The sequence below is a fragment of the Deltaproteobacteria bacterium genome (genome assembly GCA_016874735.1).
GTDB lineage: Bacteria > Bdellovibrionota_B > Oligoflexia > Oligoflexales > CAIYRB01 > CAIYRB01.
In genome coordinates this window covers 36,123-52,231 of record VGTI01000004.1, presented here as the reverse complement: position 1 = coordinate 52,231, position 16,109 = coordinate 36,123, and the positions used below count along the sequence as shown (strand labels likewise).

17 protein-coding genes and 1 tRNA gene are annotated in these 16,109 nt (G+C 50.6%); 9 read left to right on the top strand and 9 right to left on the bottom strand.

Features of this window, described 5'->3' with window-relative positions; translation table 11 throughout:
• Positions 1-5: 5 nt before the first annotated feature.
• Positions 6-791: a hypothetical protein gene (locus FJ146_04080; GenBank protein ID MBM4251124.1), complete on the bottom strand. Its 786-nt coding sequence runs from the start codon at positions 789-791 to the stop codon at positions 6-8.
• A gap of 77 nt (positions 792-868) precedes the next feature.
• Here FJ146_04080 and FJ146_04075 point away from each other — a divergent pair, with 77 nt between their 5' ends.
• On the top strand, positions 869-1,336 hold the full coding sequence (locus FJ146_04075; protein ID MBM4251123.1) for a cytochrome c: 468 nt from the start codon (positions 869-871) through the stop codon (positions 1,334-1,336).
• Positions 1,337-1,349: 13 nt separating this feature from the next.
• On the opposite strand, the gene FJ146_04070 is transcribed toward FJ146_04075, so the two are convergent.
• Positions 1,350-2,603 (bottom strand): hypothetical protein, encoded by a 1,254-nt coding sequence (locus tag FJ146_04070; protein ID MBM4251122.1) that lies wholly within the window; start codon positions 2,601-2,603, stop codon positions 1,350-1,352.
• A 118-nt stretch (positions 2,604-2,721) separates the two neighbouring features.
• Between FJ146_04070 and FJ146_04065 the strand changes: the two genes are divergently transcribed.
• Together FJ146_04065 and FJ146_04060 are read left to right on the top strand one after the other, a co-directional pair.
• A complete protein-coding gene (locus FJ146_04065; protein MBM4251121.1) occupies positions 2,722-3,549 on the top strand; it encodes a trypsin-like serine protease in 828 nt (275 codons plus the stop codon).
• Positions 3,550-3,680: 131 nt separating this feature from the next.
• Positions 3,681-4,706 (top strand): hypothetical protein, encoded by a 1,026-nt coding sequence (locus tag FJ146_04060; protein ID MBM4251120.1) that lies wholly within the window; start codon positions 3,681-3,683, stop codon positions 4,704-4,706.
• Positions 4,707-4,709: 3 nt separating this feature from the next.
• Here FJ146_04060 and FJ146_04055 read toward each other — a convergent pair whose 3' ends face one another.
• Entirely contained in the window at positions 4,710-5,297 is a 588-nt protein-coding gene (locus FJ146_04055) for a TIGR00730 family Rossman fold protein (protein MBM4251119.1), read from the bottom strand.
• Positions 5,298-5,409: 112 nt separating this feature from the next.
• On the opposite strand from FJ146_04055, the gene FJ146_04050 reads away from it, so the two are divergent.
• The 4 genes from FJ146_04050 to FJ146_04035 all read left to right on the top strand — a co-directional run bounded on the left by FJ146_04050 (position 5,410) and on the right by FJ146_04035 (position 9,347).
• Positions 5,410-6,279, top strand: a complete 870-nt coding sequence (locus tag FJ146_04050) for a hypothetical protein (GenBank protein ID MBM4251118.1) — start codon at positions 5,410-5,412, stop codon at positions 6,277-6,279.
• Between the two features lie 114 nt (positions 6,280-6,393).
• Positions 6,394-7,764 carry a serine/threonine-protein phosphatase gene (locus tag FJ146_04045; protein MBM4251117.1) on the top strand — a complete coding sequence of 457 codons (1,371 nt, stop codon included), beginning with the start codon at positions 6,394-6,396 and terminating at the stop codon, positions 7,762-7,764.
• A gap of 148 nt (positions 7,765-7,912) precedes the next feature.
• Positions 7,913-8,326: an ACT domain-containing protein gene (locus tag FJ146_04040; protein ID MBM4251116.1), complete on the top strand. Its 414-nt coding sequence runs from the start codon at positions 7,913-7,915 to the stop codon at positions 8,324-8,326.
• A 10-nt stretch (positions 8,327-8,336) separates the two neighbouring features.
• Positions 8,337-9,347, top strand: coding sequence for a hypothetical protein (locus tag FJ146_04035; protein MBM4251115.1), 1,011 nt, complete (start codon positions 8,337-8,339; stop codon positions 9,345-9,347).
• 17 nt (positions 9,348-9,364) lie between these two features.
• Here FJ146_04035 and FJ146_04030 read toward each other — a convergent pair.
• Positions 9,365-9,440 (bottom strand) — tRNA-Pro (locus tag FJ146_04030).
• A gap of 151 nt (positions 9,441-9,591) precedes the next feature.
• Here FJ146_04030 and FJ146_04025 point away from each other — a divergent pair.
• The gene (locus FJ146_04025; GenBank protein MBM4251114.1) at positions 9,592-10,377 is read left to right on the top strand and encodes a hypothetical protein; all 786 of its coding nucleotides are present in this window, start codon (positions 9,592-9,594) and stop codon (positions 10,375-10,377) included.
• A 2-nt stretch (positions 10,378-10,379) separates the two neighbouring features.
• Here FJ146_04025 and FJ146_04020 read toward each other — a convergent pair whose 3' ends face one another.
• The 3 genes from FJ146_04020 to FJ146_04010 are packed head-to-tail and all read right to left on the bottom strand — an operon-like array spanning position 10,380 to position 13,055.
• Positions 10,380-11,183, bottom strand: coding sequence for a transporter substrate-binding domain-containing protein (locus FJ146_04020; protein ID MBM4251113.1), 804 nt, complete (start codon positions 11,181-11,183; stop codon positions 10,380-10,382).
• Between the two features lie 23 nt (positions 11,184-11,206).
• The gene (locus tag FJ146_04015) at positions 11,207-12,349 is read right to left on the bottom strand and encodes an ABC transporter permease (protein MBM4251112.1); all 1,143 of its coding nucleotides are present in this window, start codon (positions 12,347-12,349) and stop codon (positions 11,207-11,209) included.
• Positions 12,291-13,055 carry an ABC transporter ATP-binding protein gene (locus tag FJ146_04010; protein MBM4251111.1) on the bottom strand — a complete coding sequence of 255 codons (765 nt, stop codon included), beginning with the start codon at positions 13,053-13,055 and terminating at the stop codon, positions 12,291-12,293. Before FJ146_04010 ends, FJ146_04015 begins: the two co-directional genes overlap by 59 nt.
• 100 nt (positions 13,056-13,155) lie before the next feature.
• On the opposite strand from FJ146_04010, the gene FJ146_04005 reads away from it, so the two are divergent.
• Entirely contained in the window at positions 13,156-14,556 is a 1,401-nt protein-coding gene (locus FJ146_04005; GenBank protein MBM4251110.1) for an FAD-dependent oxidoreductase, read from the top strand.
• A gap of 8 nt (positions 14,557-14,564) precedes the next feature.
• Here the strand turns inward: FJ146_04005 and FJ146_04000 are convergent, their stop codons facing one another.
• Together FJ146_04000 and FJ146_03995 are read right to left on the bottom strand one after the other, a co-directional pair.
• Positions 14,565-15,194, bottom strand: coding sequence for a cyclodeaminase/cyclohydrolase family protein (locus FJ146_04000; GenBank protein ID MBM4251109.1), 630 nt, complete (start codon positions 15,192-15,194; stop codon positions 14,565-14,567).
• A complete protein-coding gene (locus FJ146_03995; GenBank protein ID MBM4251108.1) occupies positions 15,175-16,062 on the bottom strand; it encodes a bifunctional methylenetetrahydrofolate dehydrogenase/methenyltetrahydrofolate cyclohydrolase in 888 nt (295 codons plus the stop codon). The genes FJ146_04000 and FJ146_03995 overlap by 20 nt, the downstream gene beginning before the upstream one ends.
• Positions 16,063-16,109 lie beyond the last annotated feature (47 nt).

The window sequence follows — 16,109 nt, the reverse complement described above, 5'->3', positions numbered from 1 at the left end:
GTTCGTTATTTAACGCGAAACAGAAGCTCAGCGATAATGTGAATGACAGCGACCACATACATGAAAACAGCAAAGGGGACATGGAAGGTGTGCCAATAACCCATCAATCGTTTGTATGTATCGAGCAGTAGCAACTTGCGTTGCATGATGCCGTACTCTTTAAACTTACGATGAACTGCGCGAGACGTTTCGGCTGGGACAGCTATGGGTTTGGTATAAAACTGGATGTCACCTAGAATCGAGTAAGCCAAAACTACGATCGGATTTTGCGGCACGTCTTCGATCTCATGACCACCGAATGCCAAACGGACAGCGGAATGCTTTGCGTGCGCAAGTGCCGCCGTCGTATAAATTTTAGGTGCCATCGTATTTAGTTTCAGGAAGCCGTCATCGTACCGCTTGAGATCTCTCTTCAGACTGCCTCTTTGCTGGAGTAGCTGCGTGTAGAAATAACGTCCCACGACGCCACTAGCGGCGCTGATCATCATGCTCCAAAAGCTAATGGCTACCAGTCCCCCAACCTTAAAATTGGAGTGAAAAACGATCAAACTCGGCCCGACTAATCCACAAAGGATATGGAAATCGAGCCACCCAGCCGTGCGCCCGACGTTTTTGAGCACAGGTAACCGTTTGCGTAGCAGGTAGAGATTGGTCATGCAAATGATGCCAAACCCACCCCACCCGAGCCAATAGCGCAAGGTATCGCCGAAGGCCGCATTGAGCCAGCGCCAGCTGCCTGCGAGCAGGGCTAGCATGGTGAACCAAATTGCTACATAGGTACGACTATTCAAGTGATCACCCGTAGAGTCCTACTTCTAACTGATTATAGCATGGTGATACAGTAAAAAATGTCAGTTAAATCGTTGTGATGGCTAAAAATTCCAAAATCATCAACGCCACCTCAATATTTGTCCCACATCTGCCGATACCCAGACTGATTCAGTGGGACTGCGCGTTCGGCACCGTCCCTGTAGAATTCCGGAAAGGAAGACCAACCATGCCAATGCGATTTACGGGTACCTATCTCTTCGTGATTTTCGTGCTAGGAGGCTGTAGTTCGGCATCGACGTCATCCCCGAGCCCTGCTCCCACCAGCCCGTCGGCTTCGACCCTATCGACGGCATACGTAGGTCAGTGCGGCGGATGCCACGGTAAGGATGGGAGCTCTAAGCAAGGAGCCTCTGCGCTAAAGGGTAGTACAAAAGCGCAATCAGCGTGGGAATCGGCAATTCGCAATGGAATCGGCAGCAGCATGCAGGCTTTCGAAAAGTCCGAGTACTCAGACGCCGATATGAAGGCAGACTTTAAGATTCTGACAGGCAAGACCTGGAAGTGATTCACGGGGCCGCTCAAAAGCTAGTCTCACACGCATGCGTCTGAGCAAAGGGGAGATGAGCCCCTTTGTTCTCATGCCATTTGAAATTTTGGTCCGTCACCGACCAGCTGATTCCACCTGCATAACCGTCCTCAAACCAGCTGGTCAGCAGGTCATTGACTGTAATCCCTGACAGTCCATTCAAGGGGAACTCCCCCATGACGACCGGTTTCCCACTAATCCCGTACTCTCGAGGTGACTTGTGATACGGCCATTGTTGGTGCACCCAGTCGTATATGTGGAACTGATAGAAGTCCAGGTCGAGCTTTGACCAAGCGTTCTTCCACTTGATGGCCGATCCACCAACAGTGATGAGGGCTCTGCTGTTAGCCTTTAGTGTGGCGGTGAGATCAGCCAGAAATGTCTGCATTTCTTCGTGGCTCACAGCTTCGATGTCGCTCATGGGTTCAAAATCCGGATCACCATGGAGACTTGGTCCCTTCATGGCCCACTCGGGTTCGTTAATCAGATCCCAAGCGATGAGACGCTTGCGATTAGGGCTAGCTTCTGCGGCTGCCGCCATGGGCGCTATGACGTTTTTCATAAGGGCTTGGCGCTTAGCACTATCTACAGCTATAGATTTGATGCCTGGAAACAGGCGGCCGCTCACAGTCTTCGTCGGTCGAAATGCATCAAACGAGAATACAGTTAGCATCAAATAGAGGTCGTGTTCGGCCGCGAGATCTAGGGCCTGCCGCAGATCCTGTAGGAATGTGCCACCAAGCCCGACCGGTGTACCATTGGCGTCCAGCATCATACCGTCGCCGCGTAAGTCGGCAAAGATCCACCACCTGACGACGTTGCTACCGTGTTTTTTCATGTCTGCGAGCTCTTTACTGACCTCGGGCATACCGCTCACACCAGGCATACCCCATTGTTGAATCCCACCAAAATCGCTGCCAAAGCTATGCCAGGCGTAATTGACACCATGGAGAAAGCGCGTTTTACATTGCCAAGTAATGCCGCCAGCGACCGGGCAAGCGTCTATTACCTTGGTACAATCCTCATCCTGCGAGTTAGACTGAGATTGTCCTTGCGCTTTAGGCCCTGAGTAGTCTCTAGATGCTGCTTGAGCCGATTGCTGGGACTGCTGCACGTCTTGGGTCAGTCCAGGACGATCGGTCGAACTACGCTCCTTATCTGCTGACTGAGCGTCTGAACCAGAGCAGCTCAAAAGCAAAATCATAGTGAAGATAGGAGTAATCGCATATGATAAATAGTTGCGCACGACGACCTCCTCGCTAGTGTTGCAGGCCAAACTTCCTGGTTAGCTTCGGGGCAGTGTTTGCTAAATTGCCAAATTTGATACGGTCGAATTCTCTAAATGTACCATAGCCTTTAGTTGCATGGGAATAGTGGGGACAAAATCACTGAGGGGAGGGTTAAATATGAACTGTCCATTACTGCTGAGCCTGCTCTTGTTAATCGGTTGCCGTGCTGTAAATAATGATACAGCAGCTCTTAAGGTTGTCGGTGGCCAGCCTGTGGTAGAGACTGACGAGCTTGTTAAACACACCGTGGGACTGGTCTGGGATAGCGAAAATAACAGCACAAATGGCTGTAGCGGTGTTTTAGTCGGTCCTCGCTGGGTGCTCACAGCGGCTCATTGTTTTACGGCAGCGGGGAAAGTTCAGGGACTTAAAGTCACATTTGGGACACGTCGCGAAAGTGCTCCCAGACAAATCATAGATGCTGCGCTGTTTGCCCGGTTTGAACGAATATCGATACCAACCGTCGATGCGGCGGATTTGGCTCGGCCTGAGGATGATATTGCAATTGTTAAACTCTACGCGGAAGCTCCGCGAGATGCGGTGTCAGCGTCTATCGCTGGCCCCGATACAAATTTGAATACAGGTGACATGCTCGTGATTGCTGGCTTTGGCAGTACCCAAGCTGACGCGGCCGATGCGGGTATCCTAAGAAAGGCAACGATCCCCCTTACGGCCGTAGATCAAGAATTATCCCTGCTCAGATTTACTGAGCAGGCTCGATCTCCAGAGTTCAAGGGATCGTGTTTTGGGGATTCAGGTGGGCCTGCTTATCTCGTTAAAGACGACCAGCTGCTCGTAGTAGGTGTTGCAAGCGGGGGGGACTACCGTTGTCGTGAGCGTAGTATTTACACCGACGTGCGTAACTATAAAAAATGGATTATGTCATTTATTACAGAATCTTGAAGTCTATTTATGGGCCTCCGTAATAATGTTTCAAAGCATAAAATTTACCGCGCATTAAGTAGCTGCTCAAACCTGCCGATACTCACCGGGGCAGGTCGGAAGTGACCGACCAGTGACTCGGAGCGCAGCTTTTGAGCGAAAAGCGAATTGTCGAACTTCATAAAGAATCGATCCGCAACATGATCAGTCCGTTGCGGCGGCAGATCTCATTGAGTGAGATGATTCATGATGCTGAGATCAACGAAGCCATGCGCTCACCTCAACCAGCATTGGTTATTAGCAAGGCGTCAAAAGTGGGTCGCGGTCAGCTAGAGTTTGGCTCTGGTGGCTATACACTTCGTTTAAATGCCGGCAAATTAGCTGTCACCAACAATCAGACACTGATCGTGGTTTTTAAAAACGGAGCGCGAGAATATTTCGTGCAAGCGCGCACGAAAGAGGTATTTGCCGATCGTGTTAATCTGGCTCCAATAAATCCGCGTTTCTATCACCGGATCGGTCTTAAAAGCACAGCTACAGTGACCTTTATCGATAAAAAAGGCGTAGATCAAATTACCTCAGGTGCCATCACGATCAGGCGCTGTGAATTGCAGTACGATGAAAAACGAAAAATTCATTATTTTGCTCGCGATATTGTCAAGGGTAGCGCGGCTGTGCGCGATCTCAGGTCAGCCATTTCAGGCAATGTTATGTCTGCCACTATGGTGGATCTCTCGCGTGGAGGCTGCGCCCTCACGGGGGCATTGGTGGCGGAGCCTGCTGCCGCGATTGGTATGGTTGGGTATCTAGAGACCTCGGTGAGATGGGGCCGAAAAGTTGGTAACTACTCATGCTTTATCGTCATTAAATCGGCAGAATTCGACGTTGATGGTGCACGCCTCCGGTGCGCTTTTTTGGAGCCGCTGACCTTTTTGCCAAATGCTCTTGTCGATGGATCTCGCGAATTCAGTCTGGAGGCTTCTGGCGCTAAGGAGCTTGTTATCAATGGGGTGGCTCACCCTGCAGATGGTGGTCTTCGTAAACGCTTGCCAATGGGCACAACAATCGTTGATGTGATCTGGGACAACGGTCGATTCGTCCGTCAATTTATCGAAATCAATGAGAAAAGTGACCAAGGTGTCAGTGTCATACCGAAAACTGAAGAAAAATCAGCCTAGCGCTCAGATCTTGTCCTTTAAATGTGCGAACAAAGAGCCGTCTGAGGGGCACTTATAGGCTGACATTTGTCGCAAAAGGTCGCCAGGATCTTTAGAACTAAGCAATAATTTCTTGTGGATTTGAGTCAGAAACCCCTCAGCCAGGCCGTGATCAACCATATTGAGCAAGGGCTGATAATAATCTGCAGTGTTCAGCAGTGCACAAGGCTTTTGGTGTAAACCTAGTTGGGCCCACGTGAGTACTTCTATGATTTCCTCCCAAGTACCAAAACCGCCTGGCAGTGCTACAAAACCATCGGCAAGCTCGGCCATCAGCGCCTTGCGCTCATGCATCGACGCAACGACATGAAGTTTGGTCAGGCCGTGATGAGCGACCTCACGGTCGACAAGGTCTTTGGGAATAACCCCAATCACCTCACCGCCATTCTGCATTACGGTATCTGCTATGACTCCCATGAGTCCAATCCGGGCTCCGCCGTAGACTAAAGCTACACCATTCTCGGATAAAACTTGACCAAGAGCTATTGCCGCCTGCTTGTAAGCGGGGTTATTACCTTGGGCAGAGCCACAAAATACGCAAATCTTTTTCAATGCTTTACTCGTAACTTAGAGATTAGTGAAATTACGCGGTCACTCGGACTTCATGATAATGTTTATTGTCTACGATGTGCCAAACATTATGTTGGTTTAGTAGGGAATTCCGATGAAAGTACTGCGGCATCTAATTGCCATGATCGTCCTTACGTCACTGCTTTCAGCGTGTTTTGTCAATAATCTGATCTATAAACATATAGATTGGATCATTCAGTATCAGATCGATCGGTACTTTGACTTGGAAAATCCTCAGGAACAAATAGTGGAGACTGCAGTAAAAGAAAATGTCGCTTGGTTCAAGCGAGAAAGAATGCCGACGTTGCTCGACTTGCTCGATGGCGAGTTGAAGGATGCCCAAGCTAGGCGTTTGGATGCAGATTCTACTGATCGATGGGCCAAGCTCTTTGAGCACGATAGGCGGCTTATCATCGCGAGGCTCTTACCGACTATGGTTCAAGTCGGCATATCCTTGAGCTCAGACCAAATAGCCCATTTTGCTAAGATGATGGATCGTGGCAATAAAAATCTCAAAAGAGCTGCGCTAGCGGGAGCGAGTGATTTCGACGGAGCCCTTGACGAGTTTGCCGAGTCGACTTTTGATCGCTTTGAGTACTTGATAGGGGATCTTAGCGATCAGCAGCGCACCATCATCGTGAATGGCATGCTTTGGAGACAAAGTGATTTACAAGATGAACTCAAAGTGCGTCAAAGATCGAGAGATTTCTGGATCGAAGTATTGCAAAAACACGATCAAGCTACCCTTGAATTGGCTATCAAACGAGCAAACAACTTAGATGTCGTAGAACCAACTGAGAGTTTTGTCTTTTACAGGAAAAGGTCGGAAAATTGGAAAGCGGTGAGATCAGCCTTAGCTCCCACTATGTCCGAAAAGCAATGGTTACACCTGGAAAAGACGCTGAAAGAGCTATCCGAGGAGCTCCATCGTTTATCCGGTAAGGGCCTAGATGCGCTGCAATAAATCCAAGATTGTCGTGTTTCATCCATTAATGTAGACACTACTTCATGCCGAAACTCCGGTAAGGGGGCAGCCCAGCATGGGTTGATTTACCCGCCAGTTCGGAGTTTTTGTCCTATGTTCCCGGCAAATTTGCGGAAGATTCTGCAGAAAATCTATCGTACTGACGATCTCAACATGTCGGGGGTGGCCTCTTTTGAACTCAAATGGCAGCAAGACCGAGAAGACGGAGTCAAAGTTTCATTTTACGTGTACCTTGCCTTAGTGCTCGTGTTTGCGTGTTGCTCCACATTTGTCTTTGGCTCGCCGGCGTCCAGAGTAACGCTTGTAACCACATATATTCTTATCGGTTCGCAGATGCTCATCCTAGGGGCGCGTAAGTTGAACACGCTATGGACAAATCCATGGTACTACTTCCTACTAGTTCAAATTGCTCTGATTGGTCACGCCGTAGCCCTCCGTCAAAATATTGCAGCCGATGTTTCGCATGCTCATAAAATGGTAGCAGCTGCAATTTATTTGGGTGTCTTGGTGAACATGATTTACATGACTCCGTTTTTGAACGGTATGACCTTTGTCATCGCATGCGAAAGTATAGTGTTTGGCATGTTGGCTTGGGGTGCTGGTTATGGACTCTCTGAAACAATTGCGTGGTTTTCATCATTATTTGGCCTCGCGGTGTTTGTGCAGTACGTTCATATTTTGAACCAGAGACGCGGTATTTATTTTGCTGCACTGCAAAAGAAGGCGGCAGAGATCCAAGCTAGTAACGAACGCCTGCGCATGGAGGCGATTGAACGGGAGATCGTTTTCGCCAAAAAAGTGCAGCAGTCTCTCGCACCAAATTTTAAGACATTGAGGTCAAAGTTCGCCTCGCTCACCTATTTTGAGCGTCGTCATGGCATTCTAAGCGGTGACTGGCTAGGTGCGCGTGTGAGTAATCGGGAGGAAATTATTGTCGCCGTGGCAGATGTCACCGGCAAGGGAATCGGCGCTGCGATGGTCGCTCAGACCATTAATACACTGTGGTCTGAAGAATTGGCTGGGACAACATTTGATCCCATTAGCTGGTTACATAAGGTCAACCGGACTCTTCGGAAACTTGGCCATGCAGAGCCATATACAGCTACGCTCGGTCTCGCATTAGTCGCAGAAAACGAGCTAACTTATTACTCCTGCGGCCATGTGCCGCTCTATTATTCCTATATGGATTCTGGCATGCGGCAGTACGGCCGTATATTGGCTCGTGGCAACATTCTTGGATTTAGCGATGACCTAGATTTGCATCCCGTTCAAGTTGAATTTCGGCGCATCAACGCCGACCTGTTGTTGATCGGCACTGATGGAGTTTTTGAGCGTGGCGGAATTACCAATACCCGGAAGATCGATAGTTTGGTGAGAGCTGTGGAATCAAACGGTAGCCGAGCCCTAGACGCGATTGATGTCGCTGATGATAAATTGCTCGTCTGGGTAAAGAGAGTGGCATAACCAGCTAATAAAATTGAATATTTGTGAGGGGGCGGTTAAAAGTTAAAGCCGCCAATTTTTTTAATAAAAAAATTGAATTTATTAAAAAAATAATATAATAATAACTTTTGTGACGGCGATTCTATAATCAACTAAGAGAGTTCAAGCTGTGGCAAGCTACAACAATTTTCATGAACTGCGTCTTAGGGCTCTCCCGGACGATTATGCTGTAGTCCATCTACCGTTGAGCTCCTCTCCCCTACCGTCCTGTCCGGCAGGGGCTCCTCTATGGAGCTTGACGGTCTCTGCAGTTGAGTACTCTTTGGTGCTAAGAGAAGCAGATACGGCCGCACTACAGAGCCCCGGAATTCAGGTCAGCGGGTCTTGGGCGGCCTTTTACTTAGAAGGTCCCATTCCGTTTAACCTTACAGGGATTATTGCGCGGCTTACAGTGCCCCTGGCGGATGCCAAGGTTGGCTGCTTTGTCGTTTCGACGTTTGACAGCGATTTTATCTTGATCAAAAAGGATGATTGCGGCACGGCACTAAATGCGTGGCAGCAAGTGGGCATAACAACTGTATAGAGCATTTACTATGATTACTCTGAGAAACTTCACACCTCAAGAAATCGCAGCTATAAATGCGTTGGCTGATGAGCTAGCCGGCCGTTTCTCGACAGTCGAGTCCGAGGAGTTTGGTGATGCGGTAGGGCTTGCAGCTCTGACTTTACCCGATAGTCTAAGGCTCCTAGCGTACGAATATCGCATGGGCCGCGGCAAGCGGTGTCTGTTACTAAAGGGTTTACCGTTGGACGAGGCCGAGCTTATGCCTACGCCGGAGTCATGGGACAACGCTTGGGCCGAGCCGCGGATCTTGAAGATCGAGATCCGTCATGCCTTAGTCGCCAGTCTATTTGGTGAAATCTTCGGCTGGCATACTCAGGAAAACGGGCGCTACTTTCGTCACGTCATCCCCCACAAAAAGGATGAGTGTGAGCAGCTCGGATCTGGTAGCGCTGTAGATCTCGAGTGGCACAACGAAGAGGCTTTTCATCCATCGCGCGCTGATCTTATCGCGCTATACTGTTACCGCAACCACGAGCGTGCGGTGACTACTGTGTGTACGGCGTCTGGGCTCGAACTGACACAGCAAACTAGAGAAATTTTACGCCAGCCAAGGTTTGTGATTGTCCCCGACAAGTCGCATCGTCCAGACTTTAACCAGAGCGCGCAATGGGTACTTTCACCGGCCGATTTCTCCCGCATTGAAAAGATGCTAACCGAGCCTGAACCCGATGCCATCCTGACGGGTCCCGATAACGACCCATTCATCCGCATCGATCCGGCTTTCATGTATGCGACCGACGCGGCAGCAGAGGCTGCACTTGATGAAATCAAAGCCGAAGTGAGCAGAAAGCAGCTTGACGTTGTGTTAGAGGCAGGTGACTTTTTAGTCATAGACAATTTACGCGCTGTACATGGCCGTCGAAAGTATCAACCGGCCTATGGTCCACGTCAGCGTTGGATGAGGCGCGTCAACATTGCATTTGACCTGGCAAAAAGTGGCAAAAATATCTGGGTCGGCAATCGACGTAGGTTTTGCTAGGCGTATTCATAGAATGATGGTCGGGGTGACAAGATTCGAACTTGCGACCTCATGCTCCCAAAGCACGCGCGCTACCAACTGCGCTACACCCCGATGCGGCCAGACGAAGTATGTATCAGACGAACCCGACCGGTGGCAAGCCGTGGTTGCCGGTACATCAGCTTTCTCCTAAATCTCTTCACATATCTGGTGGCATCGGCTAATGAGGTTCCTTCCGCCATTAGGCTCCACGTAAGGTATCTCCATGAATTCCACCACTGAAAACTCAAGTCAGCGACTTCATTCGGACTTAGGCACGGTAGTTGCGACTGCTGATGGCAGTTACACACTCAGCCATCACGAGCACGGAGAGTGCTACCATACGCGGGCTGGAGCTCTGGCCGAGGCTCACCATCTCTACGTGGTTGCTAGCGGGGTTTTAGACCTCTGGAGCAAAGAACCAGCACAGGCTGTGAGCATCCTGGACGTGGGTTTAGGGTTGGGCTACACGGCGCTGGCGACTCTAGAGGCTTGGGCTATGGCGCCACATGCGGGTGAGGTGGCCTTGGTTAGCCTCGAGATTAATGCTGAGCTTATTCCAGCACTGGCATCGGCCCAGGCACCATGGCAGGGTAATTGGCCTGAGGAGCGCTTAGATTTTTGTCGTAAACTGGCTCAGGTCGACCAGAACACCTGGACCGCAGTGGTGTCGCATCCGATCACAGGTGCCAAGGCCACATGGATCATCTGCATCGGTGATGCATCCTCCCAGATAATCCCAAATTCCCCAATTCTAGGTGGTTACACCCACGTTTGGCAGGATCCTTTCTCTCCAGGCAAGAATCCAATCATGTGGGAGGCACGGTGGTTTGAGAGGTTACTGAAAGTAGTGACGCCTCACTGTTTGATGATGACCTACAGCGTCGCAGTACCTGTGCGCGCCGCTCTAGATGCTAGTGCCTGGGTATGGGAGAAAATTCCTGCCACTATGCCGGGTAAGCGCAAGCGTCACTGGCTTAAAGCGTGGCCAAAGGTCTCCGTTTGCTCATGAATTCATCGCTGAGCATTGTATTTTTTAGATAGTTTTTCTAAAGAACCGTCAGCTCTGAGAGCTGCAAGTTGCTTGTTAATCTGACCAATGAGTTCTAGGTGTTTGCCTTTTGCAAAGGCGACGTGAACCGTTAGTACGGATACGGGATGGCTCAATGCTACTATTTTGTCAGTTAATTTCGTCTGACGTAGCAAGGTGGAACCAGCGATCTCCGAGGCAATTACGGCATCGACGCGACCCTGTGCCAATTTTTCAAAGTTTTGCGTGTCACCGAGGTTTTCCTCTGTGATTAATGAGCCTTTAGCTTTGGCTTCATCGAATTCGATACCGTAAACCGTGCCAATGGTGACTGCTAACTTCTTACCCTTCAGGTCTTCTATTTTAGAGAAGACAAATTTATGCTCAGGACGCACATATACCAGCAACTTTTCCACATAAATTGGCGCTGAATAGTCAAGTTTCGTCGCCCTCTCTTGGCTCCAGTAAACACCACCTACACCAGCTCGGTCACTGTATGCTTCTGATAGTGCGCGGTTCCACGGAATAGCATTAAAGCTATACGGCTTATTCAGGCGTCGAAAAACTTCGCTTACAATCTCGGGGTATAGTCCCTTGGCGGCTCCGTTTTCCTGATACATCACGGGAGCGTTGTGGTCGTCGAAGTTCACTAGCACCGGCTTCGGCGTATTGTCCTCAGCATGAGCAATAGATGACCCATCGGGTAAAAAGCCTAGGAGTCCGGCTAGACTCATCAATGCCCACAGCTGAAATCCACACCAACCCTTTGATTTTGCGTATGCCTTCATGAGTGGGCGCCCTCAGAGCGAAATTAGTACCACTTAAACCACCGCCGCGCTGCCAATGTGGCACCGACTAAGTAGACTGATAGTATCATAATATTTGATGTGACGGAGGCCAAGCCTGCACCCTCCAGAGCGACTCGACGGAGAGCATCAACAAGGGCTGTTAATGGCAAAAAAGCAGCTGGATCAGCGATCCAATCCGGAAAGTTTGAACGAGCAAACCACACACCTGCCACGATCATCATGGGCACACTAATCAAATTAGTCATGCCATTCATGACGGCCATATTGCTTGTCCTGGAGCCACAGAGCATGGCTAGCGCAGTGAAGGTTGCTGCCCCTAATGCGGAAATAAAAATAAAACTGATCAAGTTGCCCTGTATCTGAAACCTAAACATGGCAAATCCTGCGACCAGTATGGCTGCCAGTTCGACTATAAGAATGAAAGAGCGGCCTACGACATGGGACAAGATATACGCCGTAGGCTGCATGGGGGTTACCAAGTAACGCTTCAATAAATTTTCGCGCCGATTGACGACGATTGTGGCACCTACCCCAAAGAGGCTAGAAGTCATGATGCTGAGTGCGACCAGTCCAGGGACTAGAAAATCGATATAACGCGTACCTGGCACTTTGACATAATCCTCGGCCACCTTAATCACGTCCTGGCGCCCGGCGGCAGCTTGAACGATATCATCCAGCGCCGTTTTTGCCCTAGTGGCCTCGCGATTGTTGGCGTCCAATTGGTAGTGCCAATCTCTACCGCCTGTCGGCGGTGCCAGCAAGACAAGGATCTCACCGCGAATCATACTTAAACTCAACGCTGCTTCATCACCCTCAATCAGTCTAATTTGGTCGTTCCTAGCTAGTGCATCATGAATGCTCTGGGTCCTGGAATCAGCGCTCACTGTGTTGAGCCACCCAACTCCGTAGCGTTCCTTTTTGGCGCCTGAGAAGGCAAAGCCTAAAATAGCCATCCATAGGATCGGCATGAATATGACAAAGAAGAAAGCCGATGGCTCACGCCTAAACTCGCGCCAGCGGCACTTGCACATTTCCAGAAAGGCGTTGCCGTGCCGTGACTTGGCGAGCTGGGATATGGGCTGCATATCAGCTCTCACGTATGCTCCGGCCCGTGAGTTTGATGAAGACATCTTCAAGCGTTCCATGTCTGATTTGTTGTACCGTGTCACCGCAGGTATCGCGGATTAACTGCTGCGGAGTCCCCTCGGCAATGACCTTACCATGGTCTATGATCAAAACGTGATCAGCCAGTGCCTCGGCCTCATCCATGTAATGGGTCGTCAGGAGGATGCTGCGGCCTTCCTTCTTGAGCTCACCCACTAAATCCCAGATGGCGCGTCGTGCCTGCGGGTCAAGTCCTGTAGTGGGTTCATCCAAGAAAAGTAGCTGGGGGTCATTAACTAACGCACAAGCTAGGTATACACGTTGACGCTGTCCGCCCGACAAATGCCTCAGCTGAGTGTCTTTTTTGTCAGTGAGATGGAGGCGGTTGATGACCACTTCAGGGGCTAGGGAGTTTTTGTAGAAACTCGCGAACAGCGCGACGGTCTCGGTCACCGTGTAACGTTTGTATAGGGTGGTTTCCTGCAAGACCACACCGATCCGCTCCAAAATTTGACGCCTGTTCTTGGTCAGTGACTGACCCAGGATCTGGACCTCACCAGAGTCGGGGGGAAGCAGTCCCTCCAGCATTTCGACAGTTGTTGTTTTGCCCGCTCCGTTAGGGCCGAGCAGGGCTACGCAGCTTCCATGGTTAACAGTAAGACTGATATCGTCTACCGCCTTCAGCTCACCATAGTATTTTTTTAGTCCCTGTGCGCTGAGAGCAACTTCCAGAGTAGATGCTGCCATCACTACCTCACAAATTATAGCCGTCAACCTTACAGCGCTGCGCGTGTGATTGCAAATAGACGCTGGACTACAAAGTGCAAGATATGGGAATGATGAAGGTATGGAACCAACGGCAGTCGCACCCTCGGGTGCAGAAAATTTATACGACGTAATCGTTGCGGGTGGCGGTATCAGCGGCATCATGGCTGCGGCCAAGATCGCCGTAGCGAACCCGCATGCTAAAATTTTACTGATCGACAAAGAGCCCGTGCTCGGGGGACGGTTGCGTCAGGGCACAGTTGAGCTTCCGCGCCCCGGTTATGGCCTCAGCGCGATTTCCGATTCCTTACTCAACGCCTGGCAGGAAGTCCTTGAGAGCCATGGCATCAGCCTTGATGAAGCGGCATTACCCGGGCAACGGCAACACACTGTGGCCGTACTAGCTGGCAATCGTCTTGCGCATCAGAACATAGACTTGTGGTTTACGGCCAAAGGAGCCCGTATTCTTGGGGGCTTGGCAGCGGCTAAACATTGGCCTGAGGTCGAAGAAATTGTAAGGCAGGGGGCTGTGGCTGCTACTGTCGACGATGATGACGATGAATCAGTGGAATCGGCGGCCGAGGACGACTCCCCTACTCCGTCAACTCCCTCCAAGGCCCCTAAATCCTACGCCCTTTCGCATTATTGGAAACAGACGCGTAAGGCTCCAGCAGCGGTTGTACTAGAGCACTTCGGTATGGCTTTTGGTATCCCTGATGTTTGGGATTCAGCGCCAGAGGCCCTGGCGCAGCGTGCGGGGTTTCATAGCGGTAGGTTGCATACGGGTGACTGGTCGCGATCCATACGGCAATTGATCGAACAACCTAGTTTTCAAAGTGCCGTAGCCGTTACCTTGGCCAATCGGATCGTCGATGCAGACTGGCGGGAGGGCACGTGGCGGATCAACTGCGCGCAAGGTAGCTTCTGCTCGAAATCGCTAGTAGTGGCACAGCCACCATGGCAGGCGACCTCATGGCTGAAGCGCACTCTTTGGCCGCCCGCACTCCTGCAAGTCGCAAGTAAGACGAAGCCTGTGAGTGCAGTGGTCCTCTCGGAGCGTATAGTCTCAAGCGAGGCGCTAGATACTATCCCCGATGTCACCATAGTCCCGGCGGAAAAGGTGCAAATCGTCCGTGATGGCACTGATGCCATTTATTTTCAGGCGACGATTGATTTTGAGTTGTCCTTACAAGCTCCGGCCGTTGTTAAGGCTGTTAAGGCTCTGAAGCGAGCGAGAAAAAAGCTTCAGCAACTTTACCCTGGCGCGATTTCGGAGACTAGCTTTGTGGCATTGTTGCCTGTGGCCTGGGCTCAGTCGCCTGGGCATACGGATAAACGCTGGCTCACTAAGTTAAATACCAAGAATTTCAACACGGCTCACCTCGCTTTCTGCGGGGACGCCTACGGGTCGAACTACGATGGTGATAGCAACATACTTCGTTCGCTGGCTTTGACCTGTGAAGCCTTGCAGTTTCCAGGTTAAGGCTAAAGCTATTTCTGAATGAGGCTTTTAACACGGCGGTGCAACTGATTACGCCGCGATTTGCTGGCCGACAATATCAGTCTGGATTGCGTTGATACCGCAGTTTTAAAGCTGTCATCCTGGATATATTTAAGATTAATCCAGAGGTTGTAGCGACTCGATTTGAGCGCCGCGTGAATCAGCTGAGTTGCCACACCAACATCACTTGCCACCGTGGCTTTGACCGCAGCAGCCACGGCATCGGCTTCGTCATAGAGAGCCACCAGTTCATTCATAACTTGCAGCGGTACTTGGGTTGCCTGGCGGAAAGCATCTTGAATGGAGTTTTTCCGCTTGGATTTGGCCGCGTCGGTATCTGCAGGGAGTTTATAAGCCTCCATGACGGCGCTAAAGGCGGCGGCATCAGCATCGGCAAGGGCCAGGAATCTTGTCCGTACAGCGTCCAGGGCAGCGGCTTGTTTTAGCGTCGCCTCGCTTTGTACCGAAATGCGGAGAGACATCGCTAAGAGACCGGCTGCCTGTGCTCCCATGAGGGCAACGACAGCACCGCCACCAGGTGCGGGTGAGTCACTTGCAAGTGTATCCAAATATCTTGAAACACTGATCCTTCCAATGGTATCAGGCATGGTAATTCTCATACAGTCTGAGGGTGTTTCGCAGTGCCATAGCGACAGTCATAGGGCCCACCCTCGGAATGAAAACACCCGCCTTTTCCCCAATGTCGGGTGTGAAATTGCGTAGGGTCGAAAAGTTTAGACAAATAGCCCCCGCTTTGATCTCGGTTGGTGAAACCAACTCAAAATCCCGGGATGGTACTCCCGTCACGACAATATCAGAGGCTTTGAGGGCGACTGATCGGGTAATCTTCGCTTCTTCGACGAGACCTCCAGAAAACTTCAGCACGCCATCGACGTCAAATGAGTAAACCTCGGCACCGTCATTGGCAAGCATTGCAGCGAGTGGGCGCCCGACGACTTCGCTACGGTTAAATACCGAGACAGTGGCTCCCGCGAGCGGTCGAAGACTTCCTGGTTGGCAACCCAATGTGGTTCTGGCCTTGGTCAGGAGCTTGACTATGGCAAGCGGTGTGCAGGGAAGCAGGGCTTTCTTGCTCTTCGCTGCATCGACGAAACGATCGTTGTGGTAGAGCTTTTTGGCCCAATAGGTATGCAGCCCCTCAATATCCTTGCGATGGTCCACTAGGTCCTTGATGTACCGGTCATGCTCGCCACTGAAAATAGGGTAATAGACGATGATGCCATGCACATTTGGGTCGGAATTGGCACGGTCAATCGCAGATTCTAATTCTAGCTTGGGGACTTCAGTCAATTCAAAGTCGATGCCGACATCGTCGCAACCGGCTTTAGTGTAGCTGGCATAAGTCTTTGATGGTGTTTGGTTGGTGGAGAGGAAGCCAACCAACTTGAGCCGACGACCAAGCTGCGATAAGCGCTCGCGGACGTCTCGACGAAAGTCTTTAGCAAGTTCACTAGGATCAATAGTTATGGCCACTTCTACCTCATTGGCAAAGGAGGCTTCTTGGATAGCATGAC